The following is a 13,625-nucleotide window of genomic DNA, read 5'->3' on the forward strand; positions in this document are numbered from 1 at the left end:
CGCGAGCGAGAACGCCGATCAGCCGCCCGAGAGCGTCGTCTCGAGCCGGATCCGCACGTCGACCGTCGTGTCCCGTCCGAGCGCTTCGGTCAGGTCGGCCGCGAGGTCATCGACGTCGGGAACGTCGTCGAGTTCGCCGACGAGGTCGACGTCGACGTGGTTGCGATCGTTCGTGATCGACAGGACACGCGGGCCGGAGTCGTCGAGCCACTCGTCGACGGTGGTCTCGAGCGTCGAGCGGTTGACGAGGTCGGTGGCGGCCTGCTGGCCGTTGAGGAGCAGTGCACCGACGACCATCGCTGCCAGGGCGATGACCGCGGCGAGCGAGGTCGTGACCCGGCGCTGGCCCTCGGCCACCCGGTACGTCGGCACGACCCCGGTCACGACGAAGGTGAAGCCGCCGACCAGCAGGATCGCCACGGCGTTGGTGCCGAACAGCAGCAGCGCACCGCTCGCGGCAGTGGCGTCGCCCTGGGAGATGCCGATACCCGAGACAGCGAGCGGGGGGACCAGCGAGATCGCGATCGCGACGCCGGGGAGGGCGTCGGAGACGTCGGGGCGTGAGAGTCCGTATGCCCCGGCCCCGCCCGCGGCGACGGCGATGATCAGGTCGAGCACGTTGGGTTCGATGCGAGACGTGATCTGGGTGTTGACCGCCGTGTCGATCACGACGGGGGCGGTCCATCCGAGGACGAGTCCGATCGCGATGGCCAGCAGGATGCCGGCCCCGGCGATGCCCGCCGCACGAGCCAGCCGGTTCGGCCAGCCCATGCCGAGTGACATGGCCATCCCCATGAGTGGTGTCATCAGCGGTGCGATCAACATGGCGCCGATGACCACTGCGGTCGAGTCGGCGATGATCCCGCCGGACGCGATCGCAGCGGCGAACGTCATCAACAGCAGGTACCGCACGACGCGACTCTGGGCGCCGACGCCCGCGTACGTCAGGCGGTCGGCCAGTTCATCGCGATGGTCGATCGTCGCCGACTGGGCTTCGAGCCACGACCCGATCGCCTCGACCGCCCCCGTGTAGCCGACGGTTCCAGGTCGTCGCGCGTCGAGGGTGGTGACGATGGCGATGACGCCGATGACGACCCACAACGCCGCGACGAGCGACGTCGACGTCGCGATCACCTGTGAGGGGAACGCGAACGTCAGGGCCCCGAGGGCTGCGAACGCTCCGGCCACGGCGATCGTCTCGCGCTTCGGAGCGCCGCGCCGACGTGTCAGCTGATGGATGGCCATGCCGACGAGGCCGACGCCTGCCAGCCTGCCGACGTTGGAGTGGGCGTTCCCGATGTCGAGCATCAAGAGGAGACCGAGCGCCGCTCCGGCGCCAGACAGCACGAGGTCGGCTCGCGGTCGGCCCCGTCGAATGCCGTCGATCAACGACAGCGTCGAGTAGACCACGAACCCGACGCCGACGAGCACGCCCAGGACGGCGTTGGTCCGAGTGGGCCACGCGAGCACGAGCAGCCCGATGACGACGCCGGCCGCGGCGCGGACAACGGTGGTGTCGAGCAGGACCTCGCGGGTCAGCGGGACGATCCGGTACCCGTCGGGGACGGTCGACGGGACGTCGTCGGGTTCGACGGAGAGCGCCGGTCGAACCGAGTCGGGATTCGGGCCCGCAGGATCGTGACGGTCGGTCATCGTCCCCGGGGAGGGGTCGTCAGGCGAGGTTCTCGCCGTCGAAGATGTCGCTGACGCTGGTGTCGTCGAAGACCGCCGAGAGGGCCTCGGCGATGATCTCGGCGACCGACAGCACCTCGATCTGCGGGATCTGTTTCTCGGGCGGCAGCGGCAGGGTGTTCGTGAGGACGACGCGCGCCAGCGGCGAGTTCTTCAGCCGGTCGACCGCCGGGCCCGACAGCACGCCGTGCGTGGCCATCGCCCACACCTCGGTGGCGCCACGTTCGAGCAGGATCTCGGCGGCCGACACGATCGTGCCGCCGGTGTCGATCATGTCGTCGGTGAGGATGCAGAGGCGCCCGTCGACGTCGCCGATGACCTCCTTGGCCTCGACCACGTTCGCCTGGCCCTTCGGCCGGCGCTTGTAGATGAAGGCGATGTCGGCGTCGCAGTCGTGCAGGTGCTGAGCCATTCGCTCGGCGACCTTGATGCGGCCGGAGTCGGGCGACACGATGACCGGCGAGTCGGGCGCCTGCTGGCGGATGTAGTTCTCGAGCACCGGTGCCGCCGTCAGATGATCGACGGGGCCGTCGAAGAAACCCTGGATCTGGCCCGAGTGCAGGTCGATCGAGATCATGCGCTTGGCGCCGGCCGCCTTGAACATGTCGGCGACGAGACGGGCGGTGATCGGCTCGCGTCCCTCTGCTTTGCGGTCCTGGCGTGCGTACCCGTAGAACGGGGTCACGGCCGTGATGCGCTTGGCCGACGCTCGCGACGCTGCGTCGATCATGGTCAGTTGTTCCATGATCGAGTCGTTCACCGACCGGCCGTCGACGCCGTAGTGGCTCTGCATGACGAACACGTCGGCGCCGCGCACGCTCTGCGTGAACCGCGGACGGATCTCGCCGTTCGAGAACTCGACGATGTTCGGATCACCGAGGCCCTGTCCCAGATGGGTCGCCACCTCCTCGGCCAAGGCGGGGTGGGTGCGCCCGGTGTAGAGGGCGAGTTTCTTGGTGGTGACCTTCTCCATGGCGAGCCCCTCCCCGGGCAACGGTGGTGTGGTCGGCGGTCGTGGGCGATCGCTAGCGGGCGTCGGGAGCAGTGTAGAACGGCCCCGTCGTGGTGCCTGCAAGCAGGTTGGTGTCGGCGGTGATGTGGGCGAACGGTCCGACGTCTGAGGCTGGTCCGATGACGCCGCCGTCGGCGACGGTCTGACGGACGCGGCTGTTCGCCCCGACGGTGCAGTCGGTGAGCTGGGTGTGCGGGCCGATGTCGCAGCCGTCGCCGACCGTCGTCGTGCCGTGCAGCGTGGTGCCCGGGTAGATCGTGACGTCGCGCCCGAGTTGGACGGTGACGTCGATGAAGGTCTGTCGGGGGTCGAGCATGGTGACCCCGTTGAGCAGCCAGTGCCGGTTGGTGCGGTTGCGGAACTCGCGTTCGGCGAGAGCGAGCTGCCAGCGGTCGTTGACGCCCTGCGTCTCGGCGCCCGACGCCCGGAGAGCGCCGACGCGGTGGCCCATCGATGCGAGTTGGCCGATCACGTCGGTGAGGTACAGCTCGCCTTGTGCGTTGTCGGCGGTGAGGTTGCGGAGCGCCGGGCCGAGGAGGTCGCGTCGGAACGCATAGATGCTGGTGTTGATCTCGCGCACGTCGAGCTCCTCCGGCGCCGCATCACGCTGTTCGACGATGCGCAGCACCCGTTCGTCCTTGCCACGGATGACTCGGCCGTAGCCGGTCGGGTCGTCGAGGACGCTCGTGAGGAGGGTGGCGGCGTTCGAGTTGGCGACGTGGCTGGCGACGAGTTCGTCGAGGGTGTCGGCCGACAGCAGGGGAGTGTCGCCGGGCACGACGATGACGGTGGCGTCGTCGTCGTAGTCGTCGCCCGAGAGTGCGGCCATGCCGATCGCGGTCGCGTCGCCGGTGCCGTTCTGTTCGACCTGTTCGGCGAAGGCCACGTTGGCCCAGTCGGGCGACTCGGCGCTGATCTTGTCGGTCACCTGGTCGGCGGCGTGGCCGACCACGACGACGGTGTGAGCCGGCTTGAGGAGCTCGAGCGCATGGATGACGTGGAGCACCATCGGGCGTCCACAGATGCGGTGGAGGGGCTTGGGCCGCTCGGAGCGCATGCGGGTGCCGGCACCGGCGGCGAGCACGATCGCTGAAACTGTCATCGTTCCGGGGAGAGGACTCGAACCCCTATAAACGGCACCAAAAACCGCTGTCCTACCATTGAACGACCCCGGAAGGTCTGCCGACGGCGTACCACCGGCCGACGTGTGCCACGGTAGCGCCCCGACCCCCGGTCGCGAACATGACATCGGGCCGCTCGACGATCGGCCGGAGAGATCGCGTCGCGCTCGTGATCGGAGGTGGTGGTGGGCCGTGGCAAGCGGTAGCGTGTCGAGCCTTATGGGTTCGCTCGTCAAGAAGCGCCGCAAGCGCATGCGGAAGAAGAAGCACAAGAAGATGCTTCGCCGCACGCGCCACCAGCGTCGCAAATAGTTTCCGCAATCTGTCCGACTGCCGACGACCCGCTCCTCCTTCGATTCACGAAGCCGGGGTGGTTCGCGCGGCGATGATCTCGGCGCCCTCGTTGCCTAGTGCAGCGAGGGCGTTGCTGTGCTCGCCGTGGACGAACCAGGTCGCGCCACTCCCCGCCAACACCGGCGTCCGCCCGGTCGCGTCGCCGATCTTGTCGCGCCATCGCGCCAGGTTCGGTTCGACGCGCAGCGCCGCCGGTTCGAGATCGTTCGGGCCGGGCGCCGTCGGCGCACCGAGCTCGTCCCACGCCCGGTAGGCGGCCGGTGTCGACACCTGGAGCGGTGGGATCACGAGGGTGACGACTCGATCGAGGTGGGGGAGCGGTTCGACGATCTCACCGATGCCTCGCACACGGGCCCGGCCGCCGATCAGCGAGAACGCCACGTCGGCGCCGAGTGTCGCTGCATCGGCAAGTCCGGCGTCGTCGGTCGGGTGGCCGGTCCACCGCATCACGGCGGCCGCATCGGACGATCCACCGCCGAGGCCTCCGCCGTGCGGGATCCGTTTGTCGATCGTGAGACCGACGCTGCGACCGCCGAGCGCTCGGACCGCCAGGTTGCGGTCGTCGGTCGGGACGCCGTCGGCGTAGCGGCCGGTGATCACGGTGCCGTTGCGGTCGGGGTCGACGGTGACGAGGTCGTGGAGGTCGAGGGTGACCATCTCGGCGTCGATCAGATGGAAGCCGTCGTCGCGCACCCCGGTGATGCGGAGCGACAAGGTCAGTTTCGCCGGAGCCTGGAGCACGATCGCCACGACCGGCACCCTACGACGATCCCCCGGGGTCGAGGACGTTTCGTCGATGCGCTGGTTCCCGGCCCTCATCGTCGTCGTACGCTGGACGGATCGACGCGGTTCGGATCGACCAGTGGCTGCACGCGGTGCGGCTGACGAAGACCCGGTCCGACGCGGCCGCAGTGGTCAAGGGCGGGCATGTCACGGTGAACGGCGCCGACGTGAAGCCGGCGAGCAAGGTCGTCGTCGGCGACCGGGTGGAGGCGCTGCTCAACCGTCGACAACGCATCGTTGTCGTGCGTCGGGTGCTGTCGAAGCGTGTCGGCGCCGCGATCGCCGTCGAGTGTTACGAGGACGAGAGCCCGGCGCCGCCCGAGCGCGACGAGCTCGAAGCCGCGTTCGCCCAGCGTGACCGTGGTGCCGGTCGCCCCACCAAACGCGACCGTCGCCAGATCGATCGGCTCCGGGGCCGCTCCCGCTGACGCCGTCAGGTGGTGGTTCGCGAGGCGTGGTGAATCGTCTCACGGTGGTGGTTCGCGACCTGTGGTGAATCGTCTCACGGTGGTGGTTCGCGACCTGTGGTGAATCGTCTCACGGTGGTGGTTCGCGACCTGTGGTGAATCGTCTCACGGTGGTGGTTCGCGAGGCGTGGTGAATCGTCTCGCGGTGGTGGTTCGCGAGGCGTGGTGAATCGTCTCACGGTGGTGGTTCGCGACCTGTGGTGAATCGTCTCGCGGTGGTGGTTCGCGACCTGTGGTGAATCGTCTCGCCGGCTCGGGCTGGGTTCTCGGTGGCGGTAGTGCGGGTTTCCGGACGTGTGCCGCCGAGATGTCGGCGGGTTTGTGGATGTCTGGGTTCTCGGTGATGTGGGTGCGGGTTTCCGGACGTGTGCCGCCGAGATGTCGGCGGGTTTGTGGATGTCTGGGTTCTCGGTGATCTGGGTGCGGGTTTCCGGACGTGTGCCGCCGAGATGTCGGCGGGTTTGTGGATGTCTGGGTTCTCGGTGATCTGGGTGCGGGATCCCGGACGTGTGCCGCCGAGAACCGTGCGAGCGGGCCGGTCGGGTTGCGGTGTCAGGCCGAGACGGCGCGGGCGAGGCGGACCCAGGCGTCGACGTCGAGCGTTTCGGGACGCGCCTCGGGCGAGACCTCGGCGGCATCGAACTGTCCTGGCGTCACCACCCCGTTCAGCGATCGCCGGAGCATCTTGCGACGCTGTCCGAAGGCCTGCTTGACCAGTCCGAACAAGGTCTCGGTGTCGACCTCGGGAGGTGTCCGGCGATCGATGCGGACCAGCGCCGACTCGACGTTCGGTTTCGGCACGAATACCGACGCCGGAACGGTGGCGGCGAGGCGCGCCGTCGCCCAGAACGACGTCTTCACGCTCACCGCCCCGTACTGCTTCGAACCCGGCGATGCAGCGAAGCGCTCGGCGACTTCCTTCTGCACCATCACCAGCATCGACGTGATCGAGGGCACCTCGTCGAGGAGGTCGCAGACCAGCGGGGTGCCGACGTTGTAGGGGAGGTTCGCGACCAGCGTCCACGAGTCGGATCCGGACAGGATCTCGTCCCAGTCGGCTTTCATGGCGTCGACTTCGACGACGGTGACGTTCGCGCGATCGGCGACCACCGAACGCAACACCGGGACGATGCCGCTGTCGACTTCGACGGCGAGCACGTCGGCGCCGGTGTCGGCGAGCGCGAGCGTGAGCGACCCGAGCCCGGCGCCGATCTCGACCACGTGGTCGCCCGTGCCGACCTCGGCGAGCGAGGCGATGCGTCGAACCGTGTTCGGATCGGCGACGAAGTTCTGCCCGAGGTCGCGTCGCGGTGCCAGGCCGCCCTGTTCGAGCAGCTCGTGGATGTGCGGACGGGAGTGCGTCACCAGGTGATCTGCACCGGCACCGGTGCGTCGGTCAGGTCGGCGATCTGGAGGAAGGCGTCGGCGTGGAGCACGATCGCTTCCTCCGGCCGGGGTCCGCCGACGTTGTTGATGCAGTCGATTCGCATGCTGTTGTCGAGGTTCGTCACCGTGACGCGGGCGTCGAACGGCACGCCGAGCGCTCCGACCAGGCAGTCCTCGACGTCGCCGATGTCTCGGCTGAACGTGGCGGTGCCGGCCACACCCTGCGGTGGACGCGGGATCGCGATCGTGGCGGGATCGTCGTTCGAGCTCGACGCATCACCGCTCAACACCTCGACGGGCGACGTGCCCATGACATCGGTCGCAGTCGGTGCCGACGCCCCGACCGTCGTATCGGTCACCGCTTGTGGTGTCGTCCCGATCACCGTGACGTCAGTAGGTGTGGCGGCCTCGTCGTCGCCCCGGGTCAGCAGGAAGGCAGCAGGCGCGAGGACGAGCGTGATCGCGATCGCGACGAAGGTTCGGCGGCGTTGTGCGTACTCGTAGTCCATGTCGTGGTCGGTGCCGTTCGGGGCCTCTCCAGGCTACTGACGGTTCGGTCCGCTCGCTGTGCACCGTCGCGGGGACGACGGGGTGGCTCAGCGGCGGCTCAGCCGAGCCGGAACACCTGGCGGGCGTTGCGAGCGGTCGCCTCGGCGACCTCGGAGACGCGGACATCGCGCAGGTCGGCGATGAACTGCGCAGTGTGGGCGACGTAGGCCGGCTGGTTGGTCTTGCCCCGGTGGGGCACGGGTGCCAAGTACGGCGCGTCGGTCTCGATCAGCATCCGGTCGAGCGGGACGAGCCGCGCGGCGGCCTGCAGATCGGTCGCGGTCTTGAACGTGACGATGCCGGAGAAGCTCACGTGGGCGCCTCGGTCGAGGCATCGCCGTGCCTCGTCGGGGCCGCCGGTGAAGCAGTGGAAGACGGTGCCGTTCGGCATTCCCTCGGCGTCGAGAACGTCGAAGGTGTCGTCCCACGCATCGCGTGTGTGGATCACGAGTGGGAGATCGTGTTCGTGGGCCAGCTGGATCTGGGCGGCGAACGCGGTCCGCTGCACGTCGCGTGGTGAGTTGTCGTAGTAGTAGTCGAGCCCGGCTTCGCCGATCGCGACGACGCCCGAGTTGCCGATCAGATCGACGATCGTGTCGACGCCCTGGTCGGCGTCGTGCGGGTGCAGCCCGACGGTCGCCCACACGTCGTCGTTCGCCTGGGCGACGGCGATCGAGGCCTCACTGGTCGGGCGGTCGCACCCGACGGCGACCATGCCGGTGACCCCTGCCGCCCGCGCAGCGTCGAGCGCTGCGGGCGGACCGTCGGGCATCCGGTCGTCGTAGACGTGGCAGTGCGAATCGAACAGTTCCATTGCGGCGGGCGGCCCTCAGGCCTTGATGCGGGGGAACAGCGGGTCGCCCTTGGTGACCGTGAGGCCGCCGGGATAGCCGCCCCACGCCGCCGCGTCGGGTAGGCGCTGATCGACGACGTTGCCGCCGAGGCCGATGCGTTCCCAGATCGCCTGACTGGTTTCCGGGACGGCCGGGTAGGCGAGGATCGCGACGATCCGCAGCGCCTCGAGCGCATCGCCCATCACCCGTTCGACGTCGGCGCCCGGCTCCATCTTCCACGGCTCGTTCGACTCGAGGAACGCGTTCGTGGCGCGGATCAGCGACCACGTTGCGTCGAGCGCCTTCGAGGGCGCGATGTCGTCCCACCCCTTGGCGGTGTTGGCGTAGGCGTCGGCCGCTGCCTGCGCGAGCGAGCTGTCGGCCGCCGGAGCGGGTCCGACGCCGTCGCACTTCTTGCCGACGACGGTGGCGACCCGTGCCGCCAGGTTGCCGAGGTTGTTCGCGAGGTCGGCGTTGTAGCGGGCGACGAGCCCGTCGTAGGTGAAGTCGCCATCGGAGCCGTACGGGGTCTCGGCGAGGACGTAGTAGCGGAACCCGTCGACGCCGGTCGTGTCGACCAGATCGAGCGGGTTGACGGCGTTGCCGCCCGACTTCGACATCTTCTCGCCGCCCACCAACAGCCAGCCGCCGACGCCGTACCCCTTGGGCGGCTCGACGCCGGCCGACATCAGCATCGCCGGCCAGTAGACGCAGTGGAAGCGGATGATGTCCTTGCCGATCAGGTGGTAGTCGACCGGCCACCAGTCGGTGTAGTCGGCGTCGTCGGCGCCGAAGCCGACGGCCGACAGGTAGTTGGTGAGGGCGTCGAACCAGACGTAGGCGACGTGGTTCTCGTCCCACGGCAGGGGGATGCCCCAGTCGACGGTCGTTCGGCTGACGGAGAAGTCACGAAGGCCCGACTTGATGAGGCCGATCGCCTCGTTGGCTCGGTGCGACGGCTTGATCGCGTCCGGGTGCTCGGCATACCAGTCGAGCAAGCGATCCTGGAAGCGACTGAGCCGGAAGAAGTAGTTCTCCTCCTCGAAGTGCTCGACCGGCTTCTTGTGGATCGGGCAGACGTGGCCCTCGTCGAGTTCGTCCTCGGTGTAGTACGCCTCGCAGCCCACGCAGTACCAGCCCGAGTACGTGTCGAGCTCGATGTCGCCGGCGTCGTAGCAGCGCTGGAGCAACTCGTTGACGGCGGTGCGGTGACGCGGCTCGGTCGTGCGGATGAAGTCGTCGTTCGCGATGTTGAGCCGATCCCACGCATCGGCGAACTTCGGCGCCACCTCGTCGGTGAACTCCTGGGGCGTCTTGCCGGCGGCATCGGCGGCCTGCTGGATCTTCTGGCCGTGCTCGTCGGTGCCGGTCAGGTACTTGACGTCGTCGCCCATGAGCCGGTGCCACCGCGTCAGCGCGTCGCCGACGATCGTCGTGTACGCGTGCCCGAGGTGGGGCTCGGCGTTCACGTAGTAGATCGGGGTGGTCACATAGAACCTGCTCACCCCACCGACGCTACCGCCCGGACCAACCCGGGCTCCGGCCGGTTCGCTCGGTCGCCCGTCGCGGTCGGCCTGTGACGGGTTTCCCATCCGTCTGATCGGGGGCCGTGCCGGCTCAACTCCTAGGTTTGCCCGCCATGAGCGAGTTCGAGCAGGCGACGACGGTCACGCCGAGAGGTGACGGCAGCTACGACGCGACCATCCACGAGGGTTGGGACATCATGGGGAACGCCAACGGTGGCTACCTCATTGCTCTGGCGGCTCGAGCGATGGGCGATGCCGTCGACCGGCCGCCGCTCTCGCTCACGGCCCACTATCTGTCGCCCGGGCGCGTCGGGCCGGTCACCGTCGACACCGAGGTGGTCCGTGCCGGACGCCGGATGGCGGTGGTGCGAGGCACCGTCGTGTCGCCCGAGCACGGTCCGGTGATGGCGCTGTTGGGCACGTTCGCCGACCAGCCCGACGCCGAACGCGCCGGCCCATCGGTCGTCGACGCAGCGCCGCCCGATCTGCCTCCGTTCGACGAGTGCGTGCCCGCCGGGCCGCCCGTCGCGATGAACGTCTCGGGGTTCGGCCACCGCGTCGTCTGCGCCTACCACCCGGACGACATGGGGTTTCGCGAGGGCAACCCGACCGGCACGGCGATGATGCGCGGCTGGTTCGAATTCGCCGACGGTTCCCCGATCGACGCCTTCGGGCTGCTGGTCGCGCTCGATGCGTTCGCCCCCGTGTGCTTCAACCGGGAGGAGTTCCCCCCGTCGTGGGCGCCGACCCTGGAGCTGACCACGCACATCCGCGAGACGCCGTCGCCCGGCCCGCTGCGGTGCGTGTTCCGGAGCCGCTTCATCCAGAACGGAATGTTCGAAGAAGACGGCGAGGTCTGGGACAGCCGGGGCGTTCTGGTCGCCCAGTCCCGTCAGCTCGCCCTCATCCCCAAACCGATGTAGCCGCACTCGGTCGAGTCAGCGCCAGAACGCCTTGCCCGCTCGGCGGGTGCCGAGTTCGAGGCCGGCGGCGAAGGTGGCTGCGGCCACACCGGCGGAGGCGACGCCGGTCGCCGTTCGGCGGATGACCGTTTTGGTGCGCTGGCTGAAGATGACGATCGGCCAGCCGTGATCCTTGGCGTGGCGTTCGAGCTTCGAGTCGGGGTTGACGGCGACCGGGTGACCCACGGCGCTGAGCATCGGCAGATCGCTCGACGAGTCGGAATACGCGTAGCAGAGGCGGAGGTCGTACCCCTCGAACCGGGCGATCTCCTCGATCGCGTCGACCTTGCCCTGGCCGTAGGTGAACGGCCCGTCGAGCTCGCCGGTGTAGATCCCGTCGACGACCTTGCCCTTCGTGCCGATCCCGTGGGTCATGCCGAGTGAGATGGCGAGTGGTTCGACGATCTCGTGCGGTGCTGCCGACACGATGTAGGTGGCGCGCCCGGCGTGGCGGTGGATGTCGACGAGGCGCCGGGCCTCGGGACGGATCTTGCCGAGCAGGGTCGGAAGCACCCGTTCGTTGAGTGCGAGCAGGTCGTCCTGGCGCTGGCCCTCGACGAAGCCGAGGATCCGGTCGCGGGCGTTGTCGCTGGCGCCGGTGTCGTGGTCGCCCCGGAACTTGAAGGTGGCGGCGGTCATCGCATCACGGACGAGCTCGTGCGTCGGCATCATCTTCATCGACCGCGCCGCGGTTGCGAGTGCGAAGGCCGACGATCCGGAGATCAGGGTGCGGTCGAGATCGAAGAACGCAGCGCTCGGCCCCGTCGACGCCACCGACACGTACTCGCTCATGCGCCAGAGGGTACCGGCCCCGACTCCACCCCCAAGGCGCGCCCGACGACACCCGCCGAGAAGGTGGCAGGCTGGGTGGGTGGGGATTCGGGGTGCGCGTTCGGACGACATGGCGGCGATGTACGACATCTGTGTCCGGACGGCAGACGCCGGGGGAGACGCCCGCCCGCTGCACGGCGACCCGGATCTGCCCGGGCACGTGTGGGCCGGCGCCTATGTGACGCTCGAGCCCGAGCATGCGTTCGTCCTCGTCGATGACGGCGACGTTCCGATCGGCTACGTGATCGGCGCCCTCGACTCACGTTCGTTCGAGGATCGGTGCGAGCGAGCGTGGTGGCCCTCGCTCCGGGAGCGCTATCCGGTCGGGTCGGGCGAAACCGAGCGCGACCGACTCGAGATCGGGTTCATCCATGCGCCTCCGACGGCGAGCGACGAGGTCGTGGCCGATTATCCCTCGCACCTCCACATCGACCTGCTGCCCGCAGCCCAGGGCCGAGGTGCGGGTCGGCGCCTGATCGAGACGTTGGTTGCGTCGCTCAGCGCCGACGGTTCGCCCGGTGTCCACCTGGGAGTGGCCGTGCGGAACGAGAACGCTCGAGCTTTCTATGAACGGGTCGGCTTCACCGAGTTCGCTCGCACCGCCGACACCGTCACCTTTGTGATGCCACTCCCGCCCCGTTCTCGGTGACTGTGGTCCGGGAATCCGGACGAGAGCCGCCGGGAACGTGGGGTGTGTGGGGAGCGGTGGTTTCTGGGTGGCTGTGGTGCGGGTTCCCGGACGGGTGCCGCCGGGAACGTGGGGTGTGTGGGGAGCGGTGGTTTCTCGGTGGCTGTGGTGCGGGTTCCCGGACGGGTGCCGCCGAGAACCGGCGTGGGGCAGGCGAGCGGGCGGGCGTGGGCTACTCGGTGATGGCGAGGGCGTAGACCTGCTTCTTCGGGAGGTTGAGACGCTTCGACACCGCGGCGATCGCGTCCCGCTTCGACGAGCCGGACGCCAACTCGTCGCGCAACGCAGCTCGGATCGTGTCGTCGTCCGGGGGAGTGTCGTCCACGACGGCTCCACCGAGGACGATCACGTACTCGCCGCGCGGCTCGCCGATCTCGATGGTGTCGAGCGTGCCGCGCACCACCTCCTCGTACAGCTTGGTCAGCTCCCGACACACGGCGACCCGGCGGTCGCCCCCGCAGGTCTCGGCCAGGTCGGCGAGGGTGCGTTCGATGCGGTGGGGCGCCTCGTACAGCACCACCGTGCGGGACTCCTCGGCGAGGCCGAGCAACCGGGCGCTGCGATCGCGGCCCGATCGGGGGAGGAACCCTTCGAAGGCGAACCGGTCGGTCGGGAGGCCGCTGATCACCAACGCGGTCGTCACGGCGTCGGGGCCGGGCACGGCCGAGACCGAGTGGCCCGCATCGATCGCTGCTCGTACGAGTCGTTCGCCCGGATCGCTCACACCCGGCATCCCGGCGTCGGTGACGACGGCGACGTCCCCGCCTGATCCGAGCACGTCGAGCACGTCGCTGATGCGGTGGTACTCGGTGTGGTCGTTGGCGACCGCCAACCGGTTCGCTCGAATCCCGGCGTGCTGGAGCAGCTTGCCGGTGCGTCGCGTGTCTTCGCAGCAGACGAGCTCGGCGCCGGCGAGCACCTCGATCGCCCGAGGCGTGAGATCGCCGAGATTGCCGATCGGCGTGCCGACGAGCCACAACGTGCCGGGGCCCGACGCCGGGTCGGGCGTCTCGGTCACGAGTCGTCGCCCCGGATCTCGATCACGTCACCGACCCGCAGGCCCCACCGTGCGAATGCACCGGCTTCGGCTTCGATCACGAGCGATGCCGACCACACCGGCACCCCGATCCGGTGGCTTTTCATGTGCATCGTCTTGACCACGGTGCCGTCGTCGTCGAGGAACGCGACGTCGATCGGGAACTGCATCCCGATCGTGTGGATCCATCGGCACGGTGTGAGCACGATGGCGCCGTCGAGGTGCTCGCGCCCGAGCAAGCCTTTGCGGCGAGCGGTTCGGGAGTCGGCGACCTCAGCGGATGCGAGCACGCGCTTGTCGTCGGTCACCAACCAGGCCACACGCGAAGTGTGCCACGTCGGGGCTTCGGCGCACACGCCGCCGCGCTCGCCGGCCGACCGATTCC

General features: G+C 69.0%; 15 protein-coding genes and 1 tRNA gene. 4 read left to right on the top strand and 12 right to left on the bottom strand.

The window, feature by feature from the left end; genetic code table 11:
* Positions 1–18: 18 nt before the first annotated feature.
* The 4 genes from BDK89_RS05700 to BDK89_RS05715 all read right to left on the bottom strand — a co-directional run bounded on the left by BDK89_RS05700 (position 19) and on the right by BDK89_RS05715 (position 3,879).
* A complete protein-coding gene (locus BDK89_RS05700; RefSeq protein WP_133868025.1) occupies positions 19–1,653 on the bottom strand; it encodes a DUF389 domain-containing protein in 1,635 nt (544 codons plus the stop codon).
* Between the two features lie 19 nt (positions 1,654–1,672).
* Complete coding sequence (locus BDK89_RS05705; RefSeq protein WP_133868026.1) at positions 1,673–2,665, bottom strand: ribose-phosphate diphosphokinase; 993 nt, start codon at positions 2,663–2,665, stop codon at positions 1,673–1,675.
* A 52-nt stretch (positions 2,666–2,717) separates the two neighbouring features.
* The gene (locus BDK89_RS05710) at positions 2,718–3,806 is read right to left on the bottom strand and encodes a bifunctional UDP-N-acetylglucosamine diphosphorylase/glucosamine-1-phosphate N-acetyltransferase GlmU (RefSeq protein ID WP_133868027.1); all 1,089 of its coding nucleotides are present in this window, start codon (positions 3,804–3,806) and stop codon (positions 2,718–2,720) included.
* A 2-nt stretch (positions 3,807–3,808) separates the two neighbouring features.
* Positions 3,809–3,879: transfer RNA gene (locus BDK89_RS05715), tRNA-Gln, on the bottom strand.
* A gap of 165 nt (positions 3,880–4,044) precedes the next feature.
* Here BDK89_RS05715 and BDK89_RS05720 point away from each other — a divergent pair.
* Entirely contained in the window at positions 4,045–4,137 is a 93-nt protein-coding gene (locus BDK89_RS05720; protein WP_133870992.1) for a 30S ribosomal protein bS22, read from the top strand.
* A 45-nt stretch (positions 4,138–4,182) separates the two neighbouring features.
* Here the strand turns inward: BDK89_RS05720 and BDK89_RS05725 are convergent, their stop codons facing one another.
* Positions 4,183–4,929 (bottom strand): 4-(cytidine 5'-diphospho)-2-C-methyl-D-erythritol kinase, encoded by a 747-nt coding sequence (locus tag BDK89_RS05725; RefSeq protein ID WP_243839106.1) that lies wholly within the window; start codon positions 4,927–4,929, stop codon positions 4,183–4,185.
* A 125-nt stretch (positions 4,930–5,054) separates the two neighbouring features.
* Here BDK89_RS05725 and BDK89_RS05730 point away from each other — a divergent pair, with 125 nt between their 5' ends.
* Positions 5,055–5,390, top strand: coding sequence for an RNA-binding S4 domain-containing protein (locus BDK89_RS05730; protein WP_243839107.1), 336 nt, complete (start codon positions 5,055–5,057; stop codon positions 5,388–5,390).
* A gap of 591 nt (positions 5,391–5,981) precedes the next feature.
* Here the strand turns inward: BDK89_RS05730 and rsmA are convergent.
* The 4 genes from rsmA to metG all read right to left on the bottom strand — a co-directional run bounded on the left by rsmA (position 5,982) and on the right by metG (position 9,702).
* A complete protein-coding gene (gene rsmA, locus BDK89_RS05735; RefSeq protein ID WP_208293976.1) occupies positions 5,982–6,794 on the bottom strand; it encodes a 16S rRNA (adenine(1518)-N(6)/adenine(1519)-N(6))-dimethyltransferase RsmA in 813 nt (270 codons plus the stop codon).
* On the bottom strand, positions 6,791–7,324 hold the full coding sequence (locus tag BDK89_RS05740; protein ID WP_133868030.1) for a hypothetical protein: 534 nt from the start codon (positions 7,322–7,324) through the stop codon (positions 6,791–6,793). The genes rsmA and BDK89_RS05740 overlap by 4 nt, the downstream gene beginning before the upstream one ends.
* Before the next feature lie 98 nt (positions 7,325–7,422).
* Positions 7,423–8,178 carry a TatD family hydrolase gene (locus BDK89_RS05745; protein WP_133868031.1) on the bottom strand — a complete coding sequence of 252 codons (756 nt, stop codon included), beginning with the start codon at positions 8,176–8,178 and terminating at the stop codon, positions 7,423–7,425.
* 15 nt (positions 8,179–8,193) lie between these two features.
* Positions 8,194–9,702, bottom strand: coding sequence for a methionine--tRNA ligase (gene metG, locus BDK89_RS05750; protein WP_243839108.1), 1,509 nt, complete (start codon positions 9,700–9,702; stop codon positions 8,194–8,196).
* A gap of 134 nt (positions 9,703–9,836) precedes the next feature.
* Here metG and BDK89_RS05755 point away from each other — a divergent pair, with 134 nt between their 5' ends.
* Positions 9,837–10,646 carry a thioesterase family protein gene (locus BDK89_RS05755; RefSeq protein WP_133868033.1) on the top strand — a complete coding sequence of 270 codons (810 nt, stop codon included), beginning with the start codon at positions 9,837–9,839 and terminating at the stop codon, positions 10,644–10,646.
* A 15-nt stretch (positions 10,647–10,661) separates the two neighbouring features.
* Here the strand turns inward: BDK89_RS05755 and BDK89_RS05760 are convergent, their stop codons facing one another.
* A complete protein-coding gene (locus BDK89_RS05760; protein ID WP_166657401.1) occupies positions 10,662–11,477 on the bottom strand; it encodes an HAD family hydrolase in 816 nt (271 codons plus the stop codon).
* Positions 11,478–11,556: 79 nt separating this feature from the next.
* Here BDK89_RS05760 and BDK89_RS05765 point away from each other — a divergent pair, with 79 nt between their 5' ends.
* Positions 11,557–12,165, top strand: coding sequence for a GNAT family N-acetyltransferase (locus BDK89_RS05765; protein WP_208293977.1), 609 nt, complete (start codon positions 11,557–11,559; stop codon positions 12,163–12,165).
* Between the two features lie 211 nt (positions 12,166–12,376).
* On the opposite strand, the gene rsmI is transcribed toward BDK89_RS05765, so the two are convergent.
* Both rsmI and BDK89_RS05775 read right to left on the bottom strand, forming a co-directional pair.
* Complete coding sequence (gene rsmI / locus BDK89_RS05770) at positions 12,377–13,222, bottom strand: 16S rRNA (cytidine(1402)-2'-O)-methyltransferase (protein WP_133868036.1); 846 nt, start codon at positions 13,220–13,222, stop codon at positions 12,377–12,379.
* Positions 13,219–13,560, bottom strand: coding sequence for a DUF192 domain-containing protein (locus BDK89_RS05775; RefSeq protein WP_133868037.1), 342 nt, complete (start codon positions 13,558–13,560; stop codon positions 13,219–13,221). Before BDK89_RS05775 ends, rsmI begins: the two co-directional genes overlap by 4 nt.
* Positions 13,561–13,625 lie beyond the last annotated feature (65 nt).

The sequence above is a fragment of the Ilumatobacter fluminis genome (assembly GCF_004364865.1).
In the GTDB taxonomy this organism is placed as follows: Bacteria; Actinomycetota; Acidimicrobiia; order Acidimicrobiales; family Ilumatobacteraceae; genus Ilumatobacter; species Ilumatobacter fluminis.

Bases quoted from the DNA above. Each gene is read 5' to 3' on its own strand.
- BDK89_RS05700 (WP_133868025.1), bottom strand. From the start codon at position 1,653: ATGACCGACCGTCACGATCCTGCGGGCCCGAATCCCGACTCGGTTCGA.
- BDK89_RS05705 (WP_133868026.1), bottom strand. From the start codon at position 2,665: ATGGAGAAGGTCACCACCAAGAAACTCGCCCTCTACACCGGGCGCACC.
- BDK89_RS05710 (WP_133868027.1), bottom strand. From the start codon at position 3,806: ATGACAGTTTCAGCGATCGTGCTCGCCGCCGGTGCCGGCACCCGCATG.
- BDK89_RS05720 (WP_133870992.1), top strand. From the start codon at position 4,045: ATGGGTTCGCTCGTCAAGAAGCGCCGCAAGCGCATGCGGAAGAAGAAG.
- BDK89_RS05740 (WP_133868030.1), bottom strand. From the start codon at position 7,324: ATGGACTACGAGTACGCACAACGCCGCCGAACCTTCGTCGCGATCGCG.
- BDK89_RS05745 (WP_133868031.1), bottom strand. From the start codon at position 8,178: ATGGAACTGTTCGATTCGCACTGCCACGTCTACGACGACCGGATGCCC.
- BDK89_RS05755 (WP_133868033.1), top strand. From the start codon at position 9,837: ATGAGCGAGTTCGAGCAGGCGACGACGGTCACGCCGAGAGGTGACGGC.
- BDK89_RS05760 (WP_166657401.1), bottom strand. From the start codon at position 11,477: ATGAGCGAGTACGTGTCGGTGGCGTCGACGGGGCCGAGCGCTGCGTTC.